The sequence below is a fragment of the Chrysiogenia bacterium genome, assembly GCA_020434085.1.
Lineage (GTDB): Bacteria > JAGRBM01 > JAGRBM01 > JAGRBM01 > JAGRBM01 > JAGRBM01.
On the sequence record JAGRBM010000336.1, the window covers coordinates 1 to 17,165 of the forward strand.

Genomic DNA, 17,165 nt, shown 5'->3' on the forward strand with positions numbered 1-17,165 from the left:
CCGCTTTGTTGCGCAGTATGCGGGCGTTGAAGAGCGCGTGCGCCTGGGGCGCGAGATCCGCCCGATTTCCGGCGCGACCGTGTCGGGTCAGGTGATGACCTTCGGCGTGAACAAGGCCGTGTTCTTCACGCGCGAACTGCGCGCGCAGCTCGAGGCAGCCGAGGCGCCCGAAGTGAGCGAAGCCAAAGCCTCATCGAAGGAAGGCAACGGATGAGCATGCTCAGCCGTCGCGCCTTTGTCTCCGGCGCCGCCGCGTTTGGCGCGGGCGCGCTGCTCCCGTGGGCGCGTGCGGCCCATGCGCTCTCACAGCAGACCCGTGCGGGCAAGCTCGAAGCCCGCGCCTACTTCATCATGCACACGGTGGTGGAGGTCGTCGCCATTGGCGAGCGCGGCTCGGATCTTGTCCGCGCCTGCGAAGCCGCTGCCGGCGCCTGCCGCGCGGTGGAATTGCGGATGAACTTTCACGACCCGCGCAGCGAGCTCTCAAGGCTCAACGAAGCGGCCGGTCGCGGCGAATGGGTTGAAGTCTCCGATGAGTTGCTTGTTGTCCTCGAAGAAGCCCGGCGCATTCACATTGCCAGCAGCGGCGCCTTCGATCCCGGGACCGGTGCGCTGGTGCGGCTCTATCGCAAAACGCGCGAGAGCGGCGCCTGGCCGGGCGCCGATGAAATCGCCCGCGCCCGCGAGAGCGCCGGCATGGACTCCGTGGAAATCCGAGGGCGCCGCGTGCGCTTTGGAAACTCTGGCATGCAGCTCGATTTGAGCGGCATCGCCAAGGGTTACGCCGTCGATCGCGCCGTCGCGGCGATGCGTGGGGCAGGCGCGCGCGCCGGGGTGGTGAATGCCGGCGGCGATCTCTTCGCCTTCGGCGGCGTCGCAGACGCGCTTCCGCGCGCGGCGATTCAGGACCCGCAGGACGCGGGCCGCGTGCGGCATGAACTCGAGCTGCTCGAAGAGGGGCTCGCAAGCTCCGGCGATGCAGAGCAGGGCGTGGTGGTGGCCGGGCGCTTCTGCTCGCACCTCATCGATCCTGCAACCGGCGCTCCGGCGCGGCCCTCCCTGGGGAGCGCCAGCGTGCGCGCCGCCTCTGCCATGAGCGCCGATGCCTGGGCCAGCGCCCTCTATGTGCGCCCCGCTCTGGCGGCGCGCGCGCCGGTGGAGAGCCTGCTCATCGGACCGCGCGGCGAGGAAGTTTCCTCCGCGCGCTTCTTTTCAAACTCTCCCCGGAAAGGGTAGTCTCGCCACGCTATGGCAAAACGCCCTCCTGTCGTTCACTACCGGCTGGCCCGCTCTTCGCCGGCCATCAAGGTTCTCACCACCGGCTCGCTGGTGTTCATTCTCGTGGGCATTGCCGTTGTGCTGGGCTACGCGCTCGAGCAGACGGGCCTGACGCCCACGGGCATCGGCACGCACTATGCCGGCGGCGAAGACCCCACGGGGCAGGAGCTGTTCTTCGCACTCAGCCGCGAGGAATTGCTTCGCATCACCCACGTCCACACCTTCGGGATGGGAATGCTGCTCTACATCTACGGGCACATGTTCACGCTCACCGGTCGCAGCGAGGAAACCAAAGTCCGCTGGATCTCCGCGCTCGTTCTGGGACTCGCAGCGTGGCTGGGCAGCCTGTGGCTCATTGCCTATGTCTCGAAAGCCTTCGTGTGGGTCTTCCTCGCGAGCTTTCTCATCAGCCTGCTGAGCCTCGCTGCCATGGCGGTGATGATCCTCTATGAGATCTGGTGGGTGAAGCCCAGGGGCGCGCCGCCGCCGCAGGCGGTCGCGCAGGGCCGCGACACCGACGCCTAGCGCGCCGGGCTGCCCGCGCCAAAATCCGCCCAATTCAGGCCGACATCACGCTTGTTTTTCGAGTTTCACGTGGTTAGATAGAGCACCAACGAGGTGCGCCCGGCCCCATTGAGGTGCTCTGGCAACCCTCTCCAGTAAGGAGGCTCCATCGATGGCCGACAAGGACGAAAAGTATCCCGAAAACGTTCCCGGACCCTACTACGTGGATCAGGAGTGCATTGACTGCAACGCCTGCAACCAGACGGCTCCGGACTTCTTCACCTCCCCGGAGGAGGGCGGTTACAGCTTCGTAATGAAGCAGCCGACCACCGAAGAAGAAATCGCCATCTGTGAGGAAGCCCTGGAGGGCTGCCCGGTCGAAGCCATCGGCAACGACGGCGCCGAGTAATCGAAGTTTCAGGCAGGTTGAGCGAGCATGGCTGATTCAGGCAACAAGTACAGCGAGAACACCGGGCCGGGTCCTTACTACGTCGACAAGACGTGTATCGACTGCCACGCGTGCAATGAAACGGCGCCGGAGTTTTTCACCAGCCCCGATGGCGGCGGTTACAGCTTCGTCTTCAAGCAGCCGACCACCCCCGAAGAAGCCGAGAAGTGCGAAGAGGCCATGGACGGTTGCCCGGTGGAAGCCATCGGCAACGACGGCATGCCGCTTCCCGACTGATCAAACCACAATGGATGGGAAAAGGGACGCCAACGGCGTCCCTTTTTTTGTTGGGGAGACAGGAATACCGCCAAGGCGCCAAGGACGCCAAGGGTGAACAGGTCAGCGTGACTTCCTTGGCGTTCTTGGCGCCTTGGCGGTTCAGTTCTGCTTAATCGAGAACCACCGGCAGGCGACCGGTGATCTGGGCGCCGCGTTTGGTGTTTTTGACCTGGTAGGCGAGCGCTTCGACCCCGGCTTTCAGCGCCTTTCGCAGCAGCTTGCCGTAGACGGGGTCGATTTCGTCTGCGGGGCCCATGCGCGCAGCGTCGGCGCGGTTCACCAGAAAAAAGATCACCGCCCGGTCGCCGGCCTTTGCCATGTCGGTCAGTTCCTGCAGATGCTTTTGCCCGCGCGTCGTGACTGCGTCGGGAAAGCGCGCCATGCCGGGCTCGGTGAGCAGCGTGGTGTTTTTCACCTCCACCCAGCAGCGCCCGTGCTTTTCGTCTTCGAGGAGGATGTCGATGCGCGACTTGCCGCCGCGTCCGTACTTCACCTCGCGGCGAAGTCCTTCGTAACCTTTCAGTTCCTTCACGGCGCCCGAGACAATGGCGTCTTCAACGATGGCATTGGGGCGCGCGGTGTTGATGCCCACCCAGGTGCGGCCCACCTTGATGAGCTCCAGGCTGTATTGGAGCTTGCGCGCGGGGTTGTCGCTCTTTGTGAGCAGCACGGCCGAGCCGGGCTCCGCGCAGCCGGTCATGGGGCCGGTGTTGGCGCAATGGGCGGTAATCAGCTCCCCCGAGGACAGCTCAATATCGGCCAGAAAGCGCTTGTAGCGCTTGATGAGCCGCCCCTGGTGGAGGGGCTGGTCGAAGCGGTGCATGGGCGCCTACTTGATGCCTTCAAGCTCCAGCATCAGCTCGAAGAGCTCGGGGCGGAATATGTCGAATCCGCGGAACTTGCGCCCATTGATGATGATGGTGGGCGTGGAGCTAACCTGGATGCGCACGCCTTCCTTGATGTCGGCGCTCACCGGCGCGAGCGAGGCCGGGTCCTTCCAGCAGGTCTCGAACTTCGCCTGGTCGAGGCCCAGTTGTCCGGCCCACTCCATGTATTTCTCGTCGGAGAGCTCGCGCTGGTTGGTGAAGAGCTGGTTGGCGTATTCCCAGAACTTGCCCTGCTGCTCGGCGCAGACAGCCGCGCGCGCGGCGCCGCAGGCGTGGGAGTGCAGGTTACTCTGCATCCCGGGGTTGCACTCACTGCTCAGCGGGAAGTGATGAAAGTAGACTTCGATCTTGTCGGCGTGCTTCTTCATGATCGGGCTGAGCAGCTCCCAGGCGCGGCCGCAGGCCGGGCACTGGAAGTCGGCGAACTCCTCGATGCGGATGGGCGCGCCCACCGTGCCCTTGGGCGTGTGGTAGGCGCTGCCGACGGTGACTTCGGGAAGGGTGGCGATCCACTTCTTGAGGTTCTCGAGCTGAAGTGCATGCTTGGCTTCGTCATCATTGGCGGCGGCGGAGTCGTCGGCTGCGGCCACGGCTTTGGCCGGGTGCGGTTCCTTGCCCTCGGGCGGCCCCATCGGATTGCTCGTGTTGAAGACGATGACAAGCGCCGCAGCGGCGATCACCGCGCCGGCCTGCACCATGAAGGAACCGCCGAAGCTTCCGAGTGAATCCTTGATCTCGCTCTGGAGTCCCTGGGCGAAGCCGCCGATTCCGCTGGGCAGGTTGAGGAAGGACACGGCGATCGCGGTGAGCGCGATCAGATAGAGCCCGGCGCACAGGATGCAGAGCACCCGCAGGTCGAAGGCGCTGGCACCCGCCATGTAGAGCGAAAATGCCAGATTGAATCCCGCCAGCGCGAAGATCCGGTTGCCGGCCCCAACGGCCTTTTCATCGCCCGACTGCTTGGACTTCAGGTCGATCATCGCCAGGCCGAGCATCAGGGCGTAGGCGACCAGCGCAAAGAGCGAGACGGGAACGCCCAGCAGCTTCGAGTAACCGCTGGCCAGCGCGCTGTCGCAGCTCACTTCGGCAGAGATGTTGCAGAAACTCTCAAAATCCGGCTGGGACAGCAGCTTTGCGTGGGTGCTGGTCAGGACGAGGGCATCGATGATGGCCAGCACCGCCAGGATAGCGAGGAACATGGGAAGCCCGGTGGACCGGTTCTGCTTGGATTCACTCATGTCGGGAATTTTCTCCGGCGTGATTTCCGTATTTCAGGTGCGCGAGATACTAGCGCGAAGCTCCCCCGCATGCGAGCGCCCGGTAGAGGCGGTGCCCCGCACTTGCCCCGGCCCTCCGGGGAAGGGTAATCAGGGCGCATCGCCCGCGTAAGGAGGGGCGCCGCCATGGCCGGTGATTCAAACAAGCGCGCGAAGAAGTCGTCCCTCACGCATCTGGACGCGCGCGGGCAGGCCCGCATGGTGGACGTGGGTGAGAAAGCGATTTCTGCCCGCGTCGCGGTTGCATCCGTGCGCGTGCGGATGAAACCCGAGACACTCAAGCTGGCCACCGGCGGCGCGAAGAAGGGCGACGTGCTCGCCGCCGCGCGCATCGCCGGGATTCAGGCGGCCAAGCGCACGGGCGAGCTCATTCCGCTGTGCCATCCGTTGCCGCTCGATTCGGTAAGCATCGACATCACGCCGGTGACAAAGCCCGCCTTGCTGCGCATCGAGGCGACCGCGCGCACGACGGCAAAGACCGGCGTCGAGATGGAAGCCATGACGGCGGCGAGCGTCGCCGCGCTCACGATCTACGACATGTGCAAGGCCGTCGACCGGGCAATGGTGATCGAGAACCTGCAACTCGAATACAAGTCGGGTGGCAAGAGCGGTACGTTTCGGCGCCGCGGCTACGACGGCAATCCCGAATAAGAGAATTCCGTGATCATCGACAAACAAAGCGAAGAGAGAATCGAGCTGCGCGCGCCGGCGAAGGTGAACCTGCGCCTGGAAGTGCTCGGCAAGCGTCCCGACGGATTCCACGAAGTGCGCCTGTTCATGGTGGCGATCGAGCTGTTCGACAAGATGGTCGTCGAGCGCCGCGAGAGCGGAATCGAGATTTCATGTCCGGGAATCGAGAACGGCCCGGGCAACCTGGCGTGGAAGGCCGCCGAGCTCTTTTTCACCGAGACCGGCGTCGCCGGCGGCGCCCGCATCGAGATCGAAAAGGACATCCCGGCACAGGCGGGCCTGGGCGGCGGTTCGAGCGACGCGGCCGCCACGCTCGATGCGCTGGACATCCTCTACAGAACCGGGCTCAGCGAGGAAAAACGCCGGGAACTGGCAGCCCGCCTGGGCTCGGACATCCCGTTTTTCATCGGGACCCCGCGCCCGGCCTGGGCCCTGGGCCGCGGAGAGATCATCGTCCCGGTGGAGGCAGAGCTGCCCGAGATGTGGCTGGTGCTCATCCACCCGGGAATCGGCGTCTCGACGCCGGTGGCCTATAAAGCGCTGGAGGCTGCCCCCATCGCAGAATCGGCGTTGACCGCCCTGAGGGCGGAGTCTATGAATACGCGCCTTCCAGGGGCTCCCTGGGAGAAAAACGGGGGAAATTTTTTCCTCAATGATTTGGAGCCGCCTGTCTTTGCTCACTATCCTTTGATTCAAGACATCAAGGGAATGCTGCAGGAGGCAGGCGCACCGCTGACGCTGATGAGCGGAAGCGGATCAAGTGTGTTCGGACTGTTCCCTGAAGAGGGGGCCGCGCGAGGGGTACTCAATCGAGCGCGGATCCCGGAAACCTACTTCAGGAGAGTGGTTCGGATACTACGGACTGTTTCCGGCGGCACTGACTAGCGGTCAGGTTGCTCGTCGGCGGGAGCGGCAGACTGCTACGGAGGGGGTCGCAGTTATGCAAGTGACCAACGTGAAGGTCTTTCCGGTGGATGAAGATCGCCTGAAAGCCTACGTCACCATTGTGTTTGACGACTGTTTCGTCGTGCATGACGCAAAGGTGATCAACGGTCCCAGTGGTTTGTTCGTGGCCATGCCCAGCAAACGCACGAAAAACGGGACCTATCGCGACACGGTTCATCCGCTGAACCAGGAAACGCGAGAAATGATTGAGCAGCGGGTTCTGGAGAAATACCGCGAGGATGTCGGAAATCCCCCGCCACTGGGAGGTCCGCCGACGCCCCCGACCGGGACTTGAGCCGGGCGAGCAGATCAACCAATCTCGGCCTTGAAGCATCGGGACGCTGCGTCGGCGTGAGTGATCGCGCCGGCGCTGACAACACTGTTTCGCTTGGGGAGTCGCCAAGTGGTAAGGCAACGGTTTTTGGTACCGTCATTCGCAGGTTCGAACCCTGCCTCCCCAGCCAAAATACATTCATCGTGGGATCATCCGAGGGGGCCAGGGGATGCAGGTCAGTAAGCTCAAGATCTTTAGCGGCAACGCCAATCAGGCGTTGGCGCACTCCATCTGCAAATATCTGGGCATTCCGCTCGGTCGCACCAATATCAAGCGTTTCTCCGACGGTGAGATTTTCGTTGAGATCGACGAGAACGTGCGCGGTATGGACGTCTTTATCGTGCAGCCCACGTGCCCGCCGGTCAGCGACACGCTGGTGGAACTGCTGATCATGATGGACGCGTTCAAGCGCGCCTCGGCGGAGACCATCACCGTGGTGATCCCTTACTACGGCTACGCGCGCCAGGACCGCAAGGTGCAGCCGCGCACGCCTATCAGCTCCAAGCTGGTGGCCGACCTGCTCCAGACCGCCGGCGCCACGCGCGCGGTCTGCATGGACCTGCACGCCGGGCAGATCCAGGGTTTCTTCGACATTCCCGTGGACAATCTCTTCGCCACGCCGGTGATCATTCAGTATCTGCAGAGCCAGGAACTCGACAACCTGACGGTGGTCTCGCCCGATGCCGGCGGCGCCGAGCGCGCCCGCGCCTTCGGCAAGCGCCTCAACGCACCCTTCGCCATGATCGACAAACGCCGCCCGAAGGCCAACGTGGCCGAGGTCATGCACGTCATCGGTGACGTGGACGGGCGCGACTGCGTGATCGTCGACGACATGATTGATACGGCCGGAACCCTCACCCAGGCGGCCCTGGCCCTGGTGGAGAAGGGGGCCCGCTCGGTGCGTGCCTGCGCCACCCACGGCATCCTCTCGGGCCCTGCGATCGAGCGTATCAACGAATCGAAGCTCACCGAGGTGATCGTGACCGACACGATTCCCCACGGAGAGAAGACGGAAACCTGCCCCAAGCTCAAGGTGCTCTCCACGGCGGAGCTGCTGGGTGAGGCAATTCGACGCATTTATTACGGTGAATCTGTCAGTTCGCTTTTTGTTTAGATTCGGCTATAAGGCGGCGCTGCATTGGGCCCCAAGGGGCCAGTGGGGCGATCGGCGAGCGCCGGTCGCAGGAACTTTTTGTAAGAAGGAAACAGACTCATGGCTGAGCAGTTGGCTGTAGAAATTCGTACCGAAACCGGCAAGGGCCCGGCGCGTCGCCTGCGCATGGCGGGCAAGATTCCCGGTGTCTTTTACGGACGCAATGAAGCAACGGTGATGTTCGCCGTCGATCCCAAGGCGCTGCGCAAGGCGCTCTCGGGCAAGACCGGCCTGAACACGCTGATCTCGCTCAAGTCGAGCGACTCCGCGCTCGAAGGCAAGCTGGCACTGCTTCACGACGTCTGTCGTGACCCGGCCAGCCGCGAGCTCAAGCACGTCGACTTGCTCTCGATTGATCCCAAGCGCGAAGTGACGGTGAAGGTGCCCGTGCATGTGCATGGTCGCTCGAAGGGCGTGGTTGCCGGTGGCATCCTCGACCAGATTCGTCACGAACTCGAAGTGCGCTGTCTTCCCGGCGACATCCCCTCTGAAATTCAGGTTGATGTCACCGAACTCGATACGGGCGAGTCGATCCACGTCTCCGACGTCGCGCTGCCTTCGGGTGTGACGGCCGTGGACGAGGACCGCTTCACCATCGTGACGATTGTTCCGCCCAAGGGCATGTCGCTCTCCAAGGAAGAGGAAGCAGCCGAAGCCGCCGCCGCCGAAGGCGAAGGCGCGGCCGCAACCGGAGAGGCGAAGGAGTAATCCTTCGGCGCATCTGGCTGGAGGGCCTTCATGGCGGCTCCATTTCGGCTGGTTGTCGGGCTGGGAAATCCCGGTGCCGAGTATCGCGCCACCCGGCACAACGCCGGGTTCTGGGTTGTCGAGGGGCTCGCTCGAATCTGGGGCGCGGAGCTGCGCCCGGGCAAGTGGAACGCCCACGAAGCGCTCGCAGCGCCCGCCGGCCTGGGCCGCGTGATGCTGCTGGAGCCCCAGACCTACATGAACGAAAGCGGGCGGAGCCTCGCTCCGCTCGCACGGTTTTACAAGCTTGCGCCTGAAGACGTCATCGTGATACACGATGAGCTCGATTTGCCCCCCGGGCGCCTGCGGATCAAGCAGGGTGGGGGCCACGGCGGCCACAACGGCCTCCGATCGATCATCGATCAATGGGGAGAGAAAAACTTCTACCGGGTTCGCGTCGGAGTCGGTAGACCGCCACGTACCAGCGACGTTGTGAAATACGTTCTGGGGCAACCGAGCAAGGCACAGTGGAACAAGCTCGATCAGGCGGTCATCAGGGCAACCGAAGCGGTCGAGAGACTCTTGCGCGATGGGCTCAACGCAACGCAGCAAGACTTTAACCGCAACGACCAATCCGGGGATCTTCCCAACTAGAAGTTTTGAGTCGGGGAACAGGCGGGCATTCGCTCCGCCCTTGTCAGAGGAACCTGTAACAATCAGCAACGCCCATTCGAGGCTCGCATCGCGCGGCCCCGACGGTGTCGCTACAGGCTCCAGGAACCCGAAAACACAAGTTAGCTAAGACCCGCAACCCGGAGGCGCAAAGGCCCCGTGAGGATTGGCGGGAGAGGAGAGAGAGAAACCGTGGACAGCATCATCTACATGGTACCCGCTGCGGGCGTTCTGGCCCTGGGCTTCGCATTCGTGAAGACCAACTGGGTGAACAAGCAGGACGCCGGTGACGAGAAGATGGTCCGGATTGCCGGCCACATTCGCGAGGGCGCAATGGCGTTCCTTGCGCGTGAATACAAGTCGCTTGCGATCTTCGTGGTCGCCGTCGCCATTCTCCTGGGCGTCGCCAATCAGGGCACCGAGAAGCTCACGGCCGTGAGCTTCATCGTCGGCGCCCTCTGTTCCGGCCTGGCCGGTTTCTTCGGCATGCGCGTGGCCACCGCAGCCAACGTGCGCACCTCCGCCGCGGCCCGCACGGGCCTGGTGAAGGCCCTCGACGTCGCCTTCGCCGGCGGCACGGTCATGGGCATGTGCGTGGTCGGCCTCGGCGTGCTGGGCCTCTCGCTTCTGTTCATCATCTTCGGCAACCAGTTCCTCGAGACCAACATGGGCAACGCCAAGGCCTATGAAGAGTCGCTCTTCCACGTGCTGCAGATCGTCTCGGGCTTCTCGCTGGGTGCTTCGAGCATCGCGCTCTTCGCCCGCGTGGGCGGCGGCATCTACACCAAGGCCGCCGACGTCGGCGCCGACCTTGTGGGCAAGGTCGAAGCCGGCATCCCCGAGGATGATCCGCGCAACCCCGCCGTCATCGCCGACAACGTCGGTGACAACGTGGGCGATGTGGCCGGCATGGGCGCCGACCTGTTCGAGTCCTATGTGGGCGCGATCGTCGGCTCCATGGTTCTCGCCGCGGCCTATATCCATGACAACACCACGGGCCTTTCGGGCGCCGCACTCTCGGCCGAGATCTTCCAGGCCGCGACGCTGCCGCTCATCCTGGCTGCGGTGGGCATCGTGATTTCGATTCTCGGCACCTTCTTCGTTCGCACGAGCGAGGGTGGCAACCCGCAGACCGCGCTCAACACCGGCACCTTCGGCGCCGGCGCCGCAATGGCGGCCGCGACCTTCGGCGTGGCCAAGTGGTGGCTGCCCGATCACTACGTCGCGATTTCGATCGCGACGGTTGCCGGCCTCGTCGGCGGCACCCTGGTGGGCATCATCACCGAGTACTACACCGGCACGGGCAAGGCCCCGGTCGATCAGATCGCCAAGGACTCCGAGACCGGCAGCGCGACGAACATCATCTCCGGCCTGGGTGTCGGCATGAAGAGCACCGCGCTTCCGACCATCGTCATCGGCGCGACGATCCTCATCGCCAACCACTACGCGGGTCTCTACGGCATCGGCATCGCCGCCCTCGGCATGCTGGTCACCACGGGCATTCAGCTCGCGGTGGACGCCTACGGCCCCATCGCCGACAACGCCGGCGGCATCTCCGAGATGGCCGGTCTTCCCCCCGAGGTCCGCGAGCGCACCGACAAGCTCGACGCCGTGGGCAACACCACTGCCGCCATCGGCAAGGGCTTTGCCATCGGTTCGGCCGCGCTCACCGCGCTGGCCCTCTTCAGCGCCTACCGCACCACGGTCGGCCTGGACAACATCGACGTCTCGAATCCGTCGGTGCTCGTCGGCCTGCTCGTTGGCGCGATGCTTCCGTTCCTGTTCAGCTCCATGGCCATGAAGGCCGTGGGCGATGCCGCGTTCGACATGATCATCGAAGTGCGCCGCCAGTTCCGTGAGATTCCGGGCCTGATGGAAGGCAAGGCCGATGCTGACTACGCCAAGTGCGTGGACATCTCGACCGCCGCCGCCATCAAGCGCATGGTCGCCCCGGGCGTCCTGGCCGTTGCGGCTCCGGTGATTTTCGGCTTCCTGAGCACCGAGGCCCTGGGCGGCCTGCTCGTCGGCACGCTCTCCTCGGGCGTCATGCTCGCGATCTTCATGAGCAACGCCGGTGGTGCCTGGGACAACGCCAAGAAGACCATCGAGGGCGGCGCTCACGGCGGCAAGGGCTCCGAGGCTCACAAGGCTGCGGTGACCGGTGATACCGTCGGCGATCCGTTCAAGGACACGGCCGGCCCCTCGCTCAACATTCTCATCAAGCTGATGAGCGTGGTGAGCCTGGTGATTGCCCCGCTGCTCGTCTAGTCAAAGCGCAATTACGTGCTAAACAAGCCGGGGCCATTTTGGCCCCGGCTTTTTCTTTCGGCCCGGGGCCGGTAGCGGAGTAGCCAGACCATGGGATTCAATTGCGGCATCGTCGGTCTGCCCAACGTGGGCAAGTCCACCATCTTCAACGCGCTCACGGCGGCCGGTGCGCAGGCCGAGAACTATCCGTTCTGCACCATCGAGCCCAACACCGGGATGGTGATTGTGCCGGACGCGCGCCTCGACAAGATCGCGAGCATGGTCAAGCCGCTCAAGGTGGTTCCCACCACGATGGAATTCGTGGACATCGCGGGTCTTGTGAAGGGTGCGAGCAAGGGCGAGGGCCTGGGCAATCAGTTCCTCTCGCACATCCGCAGCACCGATGCGATCTGCCACGTGGTGCGCTGCTTCGAGGATCCCAACGTCGTGCACGTCGAGGGCTCGGTCGACCCCAAGCGTGACATCGAGGTGATTCGCACGGAGCTGATCCTCGCCGATCTCGAGAGCATTTCGAAGCGTGCCGACAAGGCACAGAAGATGGCCAAGTCCGGCAACGCGCAGCTCAAGGCGGAGTCGGAGTTTCTCAATGGGCTCATGGCCCATCTCGATGCCGGCGATCCGGCCATCACCTATGCCGTGCCCGAGGCGATGCAACAGTTCTTCCGCGACTGCTTTCTGATTACGGCCAAGAAAGTGCTCTACGTTGCCAACGTCGACGAAGCCGCCCTGGCCAATGGCAACGAACACACACAGACCGTCGAAGCCATCGCCAAGGCCGAAGGCGCCGAGGTCGTGCGCATCTGCGGCAAGATCGAGGGAGAGCTCAGCGAACTCGACGCCGAAGAGCAGCAGGCCTTTCTCGAAGACCTGGGGCTTGAAGAGCCGGGCCTCAACCGCCTGATCTTCGCCGGCTACACCCTGCTGGGGCTAATCAGCTACTTCACCGCGGGCGAAAAAGAGGCCCGCGCCTGGACCATCACCCGCGGAATGAGCGCCCCGCAGGCGGCCGGCAAGATCCACACCGACTTTGAAAAGGGATTTATCCGCGCCGAGGTCATTGCCTATGACGACTTCATCGCCTGCGGCGGAGAGGCCGGAGCCAAGGAAAAGGGCAAGCTGCGCGTCGAGGGCAAGGAATACATTGTCCAGGACGGCGACGTGATGCATTTCCGGTTCAACGTCTAGCCCTGGCCGCCGATCTCCAGTTCGAAAAACTTGTCGACGTCGAGATGGTCGAGCACGTCCTCATCGGACTTCTCGTACGCCTTCTTGATCTTGTCGAACATTACCTTCGCTTCTTCGAGATTGATCATGCCGTTTGCGATCATCGCGCCCTGGATAAATCCGATCCAGCGATGGGCCTTCGTGCTCGGCCAATCGCGGGCATGTTCGATGATTTCATCGCACATCTTCACCAAGTGTTTGGGCTGAAGCGATTGGGGCTGGTCGGAAGCCGAGACACTGGATGCCTTGAGCATCTCCCTGCATTGCTCGGCCATTGCAAAAATCAGACTGATATTTTTCGGCATGGATCACCCCGGATTGGTTGGAGGTTCGGACCTCGTCGTCAGGCCTGCGTTCGCAGTTGATGACGTCCGTCTCTCAGCGATCGATCAGGGTGCCGTTGCAGGCGGGTATGAAGCAATCTTACACCATTTGGGGCTTGATTGCCCCGCCGGGATGCCGCCACCGATTGCCCCGGAGGCCCCGAAATCGCTCCCAGGTGCGCTGAAATGCCAGTTCCGGGCCCGCGCGCCTGCCTTTACAACCCACCCCCCGGCGGCTATAGAGCGCCCCCTGAACCCTTGCCCGACCCACTGGCAGGTAAAACCAAATAAATACAAAGGGTCGGGCTACCGGGGACTTTGCACAGTCGCCCGGTAACCGGAAGGAGCCAGCAATGCTCTACGAGTGCATGGTGCTTTTCAGCCCCGAGCTCTCGAGTGAAGAACTCGAGGCCGCTCGCACCAAGGTTGAAGACACCCTTTCCAAGAAAGGCGGCAGCGTAGCCCTGTGGGACCACTGGGGCGATCGCCGTCTGACCTATCCCATCAAGAAGAAGAACCGCGCGTTCTATTCGATTGCCTACATCGAGGCGAACAACGAGGCCCGCACCGAGCTGGTCCGTACGTTCAAGCTCTCCGATGCAGTGCTGCGCCACATGATCGTGGTGCCGCCGGTCGCTCCGGATCTGGCCGCCATCGCCAACAAGAGCGCGGCCCGCGCCGAGTACGAGCGTGAGCGTGAGTCGGGTGGCCGTTACGGTGACCGTGGTGATCGCTACGGTGATCGTGACCGCGGTGGTGATCGCTACGACAATCGCGGTCCGCGCGGCGATGACCGTGGCGAGCGTTCCGCGCCCGCACCGGCGGCGCCCGCACCTGCTGCTGAAGCTGCCGCCCCGGCGGAAGCTGCTGCTCCCGCGGAAGCGCCGGCTGAGGCCGCTGCTCCGGCCGCGGAATCCACCGAGGAGGCACAGTCATGAGTGAAGAACAGAACAATGCCCCGGCGGCGGAGCGTCCCGCATCGGATCGTTCGGCTCCCAGCGGTGATCGTCGCCCCGGCGGTGACAGCCGCGGCGGCCCGCGTGCCGGCGGTCGTGACGGCGGACGCGATGGTGGACGTCGCGGTGGCGGCGGCCCCAAGGGCGGCGGTCGTCGTCGTTTCTCGCGCCGCAAGGTTTGCCGTTTCTGCGTGGACAAGGTCGATTACATCGACTGGAAGGACACGCGCACCCTCAAGCACTACATCAGCGAGCGTGGCAAGATCGTCCCGCGTCGCACCACGGGTACCTGCGCGCATCACCAGCGCCAGCTCAAGATTGCCGTGAAGCGTGCCCGCCAGGTGGCCATCGTGCCGGTGGCTGCGCATCACGGCCGCCCGTAATTTTCAACCCAATGGATTGACCACAAGGGGGAGCCGCAAGCTCCCCCTTCGTGTCTGATCCCGGCGATACGGTTCCATGTTTTCCATTCTCGCGGCCTACGGATTCTTCTTCATCCTGCTTGCGGCGATCTCCGCCATGCTGGCGGCGATGCTGGCCGCTGTGTACTGGCGTTCGGGACCGGTGGTGGGACTGCTCACGCTGGGCGGGCTCGGGCTGGCCGGCACCTGGGTTTTGAGTGGAGACTTCACGATTCCCATCGTCGTGCTGGCCGCCGTGTTGATCCACGCGGTCGATCGCCGCTGGAGCCTCTCACGTGCGATCTGGCAGGCCTTTGCCCTCAACGCGTTGGTGATTCTGGCCTGGATGCTGATGGTCTACCTGGCCTTTCAGGCGCGTCCCTACGCGGCCATTGAAATCCAGGAAATGCTCGGCGAGCTGGAAGTAAAGCCGTGGATGGTGGGGATTGCGCCCGGATTTTTGCTGGCCGGACAGTTCGTTGCCGCCTGGATCGGGGTCCTGCTCACCTCCAGCGGCAATGCCGAGCTGTGGCCCCAGCAGGACGTGCAGGACTGGGAAATTCCATGGTATCTGGTCTGGGTTCTGATCGGGTGTGGATTCGGCGTCTGGGGCCTGCTGGCGGGCCTGGTTCAGGATACCCAGAGCGGGGCGCTGCTCGCGCTCTTCTCCAGCGGCGCCGTGCTGGCCGCTTCCTGGTTCCTGGTGCAGGGCTTCCTGGTAGGGGTCGTGGCCATGAAGACCTGGAAACTGCCCGCCTGGCTGGGAATCCTGGCCATGCTCTCCATGTGGCATTTTCTGCCCCTGGTGGGCGTAGCCGAGGTCTGGGGCGGATTTCGGGCCCGGATGCGGGCCCATGCGGCGGCCCGCGAACAGGGGCGCAAAAGGGGCGACGGAGATTTTTGACCCGGCCCCACCTGTTGGCTATAAGACAGCCCCTTCGCGCCTGTAGAGCCGCCTGGTGGTGGACGTGCCGCGAAAAACGGAAATTGAGCAAGGGTCCATGCGAGACCCGAGGAAATGATCATGCGAGTGATTCTCCAGGAGAACATCGAAACGCTCGGCGCCGTCGGTGAAATCGTCAACGTCAAGCCCGGCTATGCCCGCAACTACCTGCTTCCCAAGGGCCTGGTGCTCGTCGCCAACGAGTCCGCCGTCAAGGAATGGGAGCACAAGCAGCGCGTGACCGCCGACCGCATCCGCAAGCTGCGCCTGAGCGCCGAAGGCGTCGCCAAGCAGCTCAAGGGTGTGAAGGTCGAAATCTCCGCCAAGGTGGGCGAGGGCGAGCGCCTGTTCGGCTCGGTCGGCAACGCCGACATCCTCAAGGGCCTGATTGAAAAGGGCTTCGGTGGTCTGAGCCGCAAGGACATCCACCTGCCGCGCCCGATCAAGACGCTCGGCGAGCACACGGTCAGCGTGAAGCTTCACCCCGAAGTGAGCACCGACATCATTGTCGATGTTGTGCGTTCGGCCGACAGCCCGCCGCCGGTTGAGACCAAGAGCAAGACCGACGAGATCCTCGAGAAGGCCGCCGCCGAAGAACAGGCCGCTGCCGCATCCGAGGACGAAGGCAACGACGAAGAAGCATAAGCGTCGCGAATTCGATTCAACGAAAAGCCCCGCCAGATGGCGGGGCTTTTTTTGTTGTGGTGGCTCGGTGTTTGAGCCACCGCATGCCTGCTGAAGGGCGCGCGCCACCAGTCGGCGCAGCGCAGGGCGACGCATGCGTCGCCCCTACGAGTGGCACACCCACAACGTCGTGTAGGGGCGAGGCATGCCTCGCCCGCTCCGGGTCTGCCGATCAGCGAGCACGAGCACGTCCACGTTCACGTCCACGACGATTGAGGACGCCGGAATTTCAATGGATTGCCTGTGACGCCCGCTGACACACCCCCATGGCAGACTCTCCTTAACAAAGGGAGGGCGCCATGGGCGAATCCGAAAGCGGCACCAGCCTGGCCGATCACTTTTTAGAAGAATGGAGCGCCACGCGCGGCCCGCTCTTCGAAGACCCGCGCGAGGCGGTCTGCCGCATCCTGGCCATCGAAACTGTGGCCCACCTCTCGCGCCTGGCGCCAGGGCGCACTGTCCGGCTTCGCGCCGCACGGGTCCTGGGCGAGGCCCTCGTGCCCGTTGCCGATTCAAACCGGCCTGCCGGCAAGGAGCAGCGGGCGCGCGTGAACATGGCGCTCGTCGACATCAAACGCGCCTACCGCAAGGCCGGGCACTACCGCGACATCACGCCGGTGTTCGAGAAGCTGCTGCACCGCGCCGCATTCGAAAAAGACCTGACCGGACAGCTGCGCACCCGCGCCCTGGCCGAGCAACTGGCCGCCGTTCTCCAGGGCGAGAGCAGCCTTCTACAACTGCGCGCGGCAAGGACGCTGCTGGCAATGACGAGGGACGCCGCGCGAAAGGTGGGCAGGGAGAGGCCCGACGCCGCGCAGCAAGACGCCAGCCCCAAGGCGCCACCCGCTCAAGAAGTCGTGCACGAGCACGAGCACGTGCACGTGCACGATTCAGGGACTCACCCCACCCAGCAGGCTTACGAATGCCGCGCCGCCAGCCCCCCGTAGCGCGTGGGGCACCAATTAAAAAAAAATCACGGAAATGAGATCGCGAGGAAGGAGATTGCAGAGAAGAAAGAAAGACAAGAACAAAGAGATAAGCGCCAAGGCGCCAAGCACGCCAAGGCGGAACGGATCACTTCGGCATTCTTGGCGCCCTTGGCGTCTTGGCGGTTGAATTTCTGCCGCCGACTGAGGCACTTGGATGATGGGGCTGTGCTATCATTAGCCAACCCGAAAGAAGCAAGGCCCATGACCAACCCCACCCGATACC

At 63.8% G+C, this 17,165-nt stretch carries 22 protein-coding genes and 1 tRNA gene; 19 read left to right on the forward strand and 4 right to left on the reverse strand.

Annotated features, from left to right (window positions below):
* The 5 genes from KDH09_11580 to KDH09_11600 form a co-directional block, all read left to right on the forward strand.
* A partial coding sequence (locus KDH09_11580) for a hypothetical protein (protein ID MCB0220328.1) occupies positions 1-214 on the forward strand: 214 nt, incomplete at its 5' end.
* Positions 211-1,236, forward strand: a complete 1,026-nt coding sequence (locus KDH09_11585; GenBank protein ID MCB0220329.1) for an FAD:protein FMN transferase — start codon at positions 211-213, stop codon at positions 1,234-1,236. The genes KDH09_11580 and KDH09_11585, both read left to right, overlap by 4 nt.
* Before the next feature lie 12 nt (positions 1,237-1,248).
* The gene (locus KDH09_11590) at positions 1,249-1,803 is read left to right on the forward strand and encodes a hypothetical protein (GenBank protein ID MCB0220330.1); all 555 of its coding nucleotides are present in this window, start codon (positions 1,249-1,251) and stop codon (positions 1,801-1,803) included.
* A 151-nt stretch (positions 1,804-1,954) separates the two neighbouring features.
* Positions 1,955-2,191: a ferredoxin gene (locus KDH09_11595; protein MCB0220331.1), complete on the forward strand. Its 237-nt coding sequence runs from the start codon at positions 1,955-1,957 to the stop codon at positions 2,189-2,191.
* Between the two features lie 27 nt (positions 2,192-2,218).
* Positions 2,219-2,467 carry a ferredoxin gene (locus KDH09_11600; GenBank protein MCB0220332.1) on the forward strand — a complete coding sequence of 83 codons (249 nt, stop codon included), beginning with the start codon at positions 2,219-2,221 and terminating at the stop codon, positions 2,465-2,467.
* A 151-nt stretch (positions 2,468-2,618) separates the two neighbouring features.
* Here the strand turns inward: KDH09_11600 and sfsA are convergent, their stop codons facing one another.
* Positions 2,619-3,332, reverse strand: a complete 714-nt coding sequence (gene sfsA, locus KDH09_11605; GenBank protein ID MCB0220333.1) for a DNA/RNA nuclease SfsA — start codon at positions 3,330-3,332, stop codon at positions 2,619-2,621.
* Positions 3,333-3,338: 6 nt separating this feature from the next.
* Positions 3,339-4,634, reverse strand: a complete 1,296-nt coding sequence (locus KDH09_11610; protein MCB0220334.1) for a thioredoxin domain-containing protein — start codon at positions 4,632-4,634, stop codon at positions 3,339-3,341.
* A gap of 165 nt (positions 4,635-4,799) precedes the next feature.
* Between KDH09_11610 and moaC the strand changes: the two genes are divergently transcribed.
* The 9 genes from moaC (at position 4,800) to ychF (ending at position 12,607) form a co-directional block, all read left to right on the forward strand.
* Entirely contained in the window at positions 4,800-5,324 is a 525-nt protein-coding gene (moaC, locus tag KDH09_11615; GenBank protein MCB0220335.1) for a cyclic pyranopterin monophosphate synthase MoaC, read from the forward strand.
* Positions 5,325-5,333: 9 nt separating this feature from the next.
* Positions 5,334-6,248, forward strand: a complete 915-nt coding sequence (gene ispE / locus KDH09_11620; GenBank protein MCB0220336.1) for a 4-(cytidine 5'-diphospho)-2-C-methyl-D-erythritol kinase — start codon at positions 5,334-5,336, stop codon at positions 6,246-6,248.
* Between the two features lie 55 nt (positions 6,249-6,303).
* Positions 6,304-6,603 (forward strand): septation regulator SpoVG, encoded by a 300-nt coding sequence (spoVG, locus tag KDH09_11625; GenBank protein ID MCB0220337.1) that lies wholly within the window; start codon positions 6,304-6,306, stop codon positions 6,601-6,603.
* A 94-nt stretch (positions 6,604-6,697) separates the two neighbouring features.
* A tRNA-Gln gene (locus KDH09_11630) sits at positions 6,698-6,772 on the forward strand.
* A gap of 39 nt (positions 6,773-6,811) precedes the next feature.
* Complete coding sequence (locus KDH09_11635; protein MCB0220338.1) at positions 6,812-7,756, forward strand: ribose-phosphate pyrophosphokinase; 945 nt, start codon at positions 6,812-6,814, stop codon at positions 7,754-7,756.
* A 99-nt stretch (positions 7,757-7,855) separates the two neighbouring features.
* A complete protein-coding gene (locus KDH09_11640; protein MCB0220339.1) occupies positions 7,856-8,503 on the forward strand; it encodes a 50S ribosomal protein L25/general stress protein Ctc in 648 nt (215 codons plus the stop codon).
* A gap of 30 nt (positions 8,504-8,533) precedes the next feature.
* Complete coding sequence (gene pth, locus KDH09_11645; GenBank protein ID MCB0220340.1) at positions 8,534-9,136, forward strand: aminoacyl-tRNA hydrolase; 603 nt, start codon at positions 8,534-8,536, stop codon at positions 9,134-9,136.
* A 228-nt stretch (positions 9,137-9,364) separates the two neighbouring features.
* Positions 9,365-11,422 (forward strand): sodium-translocating pyrophosphatase, encoded by a 2,058-nt coding sequence (locus tag KDH09_11650; protein MCB0220341.1) that lies wholly within the window; start codon positions 9,365-9,367, stop codon positions 11,420-11,422.
* A 90-nt stretch (positions 11,423-11,512) separates the two neighbouring features.
* Positions 11,513-12,607 carry a redox-regulated ATPase YchF gene (gene ychF / locus KDH09_11655; GenBank protein MCB0220342.1) on the forward strand — a complete coding sequence of 365 codons (1,095 nt, stop codon included), beginning with the start codon at positions 11,513-11,515 and terminating at the stop codon, positions 12,605-12,607.
* Here ychF and KDH09_11660 read toward each other — a convergent pair.
* Positions 12,604-12,951 carry a hypothetical protein gene (locus KDH09_11660; protein ID MCB0220343.1) on the reverse strand — a complete coding sequence of 116 codons (348 nt, stop codon included), beginning with the start codon at positions 12,949-12,951 and terminating at the stop codon, positions 12,604-12,606. The genes ychF and KDH09_11660 overlap by 4 nt on opposite strands.
* Positions 12,952-13,322: 371 nt before the next feature.
* On the opposite strand from KDH09_11660, the gene rpsF reads away from it, so the two are divergent.
* The 5 genes from rpsF to KDH09_11685 all read left to right on the forward strand — a co-directional run bounded on the left by rpsF (position 13,323) and on the right by KDH09_11685 (position 16,900).
* Positions 13,323-13,907: a 30S ribosomal protein S6 gene (gene rpsF / locus KDH09_11665; protein ID MCB0220344.1), complete on the forward strand. Its 585-nt coding sequence runs from the start codon at positions 13,323-13,325 to the stop codon at positions 13,905-13,907.
* Entirely contained in the window at positions 13,904-14,308 is a 405-nt protein-coding gene (locus KDH09_11670) for a 30S ribosomal protein S18 (GenBank protein MCB0220345.1), read from the forward strand. The genes rpsF and KDH09_11670 overlap by 4 nt, the downstream gene beginning before the upstream one ends.
* 76 nt (positions 14,309-14,384) lie before the next feature.
* Positions 14,385-15,230: a DUF2232 domain-containing protein gene (locus KDH09_11675; protein MCB0220346.1), complete on the forward strand. Its 846-nt coding sequence runs from the start codon at positions 14,385-14,387 to the stop codon at positions 15,228-15,230.
* Between the two features lie 120 nt (positions 15,231-15,350).
* Positions 15,351-15,914, forward strand: coding sequence for a 50S ribosomal protein L9 (rplI, locus tag KDH09_11680; protein ID MCB0220347.1), 564 nt, complete (start codon positions 15,351-15,353; stop codon positions 15,912-15,914).
* A gap of 338 nt (positions 15,915-16,252) precedes the next feature.
* Entirely contained in the window at positions 16,253-16,900 is a 648-nt protein-coding gene (locus KDH09_11685; GenBank protein ID MCB0220348.1) for a hypothetical protein, read from the forward strand.
* Between the two features lie 26 nt (positions 16,901-16,926).
* On the opposite strand, the gene KDH09_11690 is transcribed toward KDH09_11685, so the two are convergent.
* Positions 16,927-17,165: hypothetical protein (locus KDH09_11690; GenBank protein MCB0220349.1), on the reverse strand; the 239-nt coding region annotated here is incomplete at its 5' end.

Excerpts from the sequence above, each read along its gene's own strand:
- pth (MCB0220340.1), top strand. The coding sequence starts at position 8,534 with ATGGCGGCTCCATTTCGGCTGGTTGTCGGGCTGGGAAATCCCGGTGCC.
- KDH09_11635 (MCB0220338.1), top strand. The coding sequence starts at position 6,812 with ATGCAGGTCAGTAAGCTCAAGATCTTTAGCGGCAACGCCAATCAGGCG.
- ychF (MCB0220342.1), top strand. The coding sequence starts at position 11,513 with ATGGGATTCAATTGCGGCATCGTCGGTCTGCCCAACGTGGGCAAGTCC.
- KDH09_11650 (MCB0220341.1), top strand. The coding sequence starts at position 9,365 with ATGGTACCCGCTGCGGGCGTTCTGGCCCTGGGCTTCGCATTCGTGAAG.
- moaC (MCB0220335.1), top strand. The coding sequence starts at position 4,800 with ATGGCCGGTGATTCAAACAAGCGCGCGAAGAAGTCGTCCCTCACGCAT.
- spoVG (MCB0220337.1), top strand. The coding sequence starts at position 6,304 with ATGCAAGTGACCAACGTGAAGGTCTTTCCGGTGGATGAAGATCGCCTG.
- sfsA (MCB0220333.1), bottom strand. The coding sequence starts at position 3,332 with ATGCACCGCTTCGACCAGCCCCTCCACCAGGGGCGGCTCATCAAGCGC.
- rplI (MCB0220347.1), top strand. The coding sequence starts at position 15,351 with ATGCGAGTGATTCTCCAGGAGAACATCGAAACGCTCGGCGCCGTCGGT.
- KDH09_11585 (MCB0220329.1), top strand. The coding sequence starts at position 211 with ATGAGCATGCTCAGCCGTCGCGCCTTTGTCTCCGGCGCCGCCGCGTTT.
- KDH09_11660 (MCB0220343.1), bottom strand. The coding sequence starts at position 12,951 with ATGCCGAAAAATATCAGTCTGATTTTTGCAATGGCCGAGCAATGCAGG.
- KDH09_11610 (MCB0220334.1), bottom strand. The coding sequence starts at position 4,634 with ATGAGTGAATCCAAGCAGAACCGGTCCACCGGGCTTCCCATGTTCCTC.
- KDH09_11670 (MCB0220345.1), top strand. The coding sequence starts at position 13,904 with ATGAGTGAAGAACAGAACAATGCCCCGGCGGCGGAGCGTCCCGCATCG.
- KDH09_11640 (MCB0220339.1), top strand. The coding sequence starts at position 7,856 with ATGGCTGAGCAGTTGGCTGTAGAAATTCGTACCGAAACCGGCAAGGGC.
- KDH09_11595 (MCB0220331.1), top strand. The coding sequence starts at position 1,955 with ATGGCCGACAAGGACGAAAAGTATCCCGAAAACGTTCCCGGACCCTAC.
- KDH09_11600 (MCB0220332.1), top strand. The coding sequence starts at position 2,219 with ATGGCTGATTCAGGCAACAAGTACAGCGAGAACACCGGGCCGGGTCCT.
- KDH09_11590 (MCB0220330.1), top strand. The coding sequence starts at position 1,249 with ATGGCAAAACGCCCTCCTGTCGTTCACTACCGGCTGGCCCGCTCTTCG.
- rpsF (MCB0220344.1), top strand. The coding sequence starts at position 13,323 with ATGCTCTACGAGTGCATGGTGCTTTTCAGCCCCGAGCTCTCGAGTGAA.
- KDH09_11685 (MCB0220348.1), top strand. The coding sequence starts at position 16,253 with ATGGGCGAATCCGAAAGCGGCACCAGCCTGGCCGATCACTTTTTAGAA.
- KDH09_11675 (MCB0220346.1), top strand. The coding sequence starts at position 14,385 with ATGTTTTCCATTCTCGCGGCCTACGGATTCTTCTTCATCCTGCTTGCG.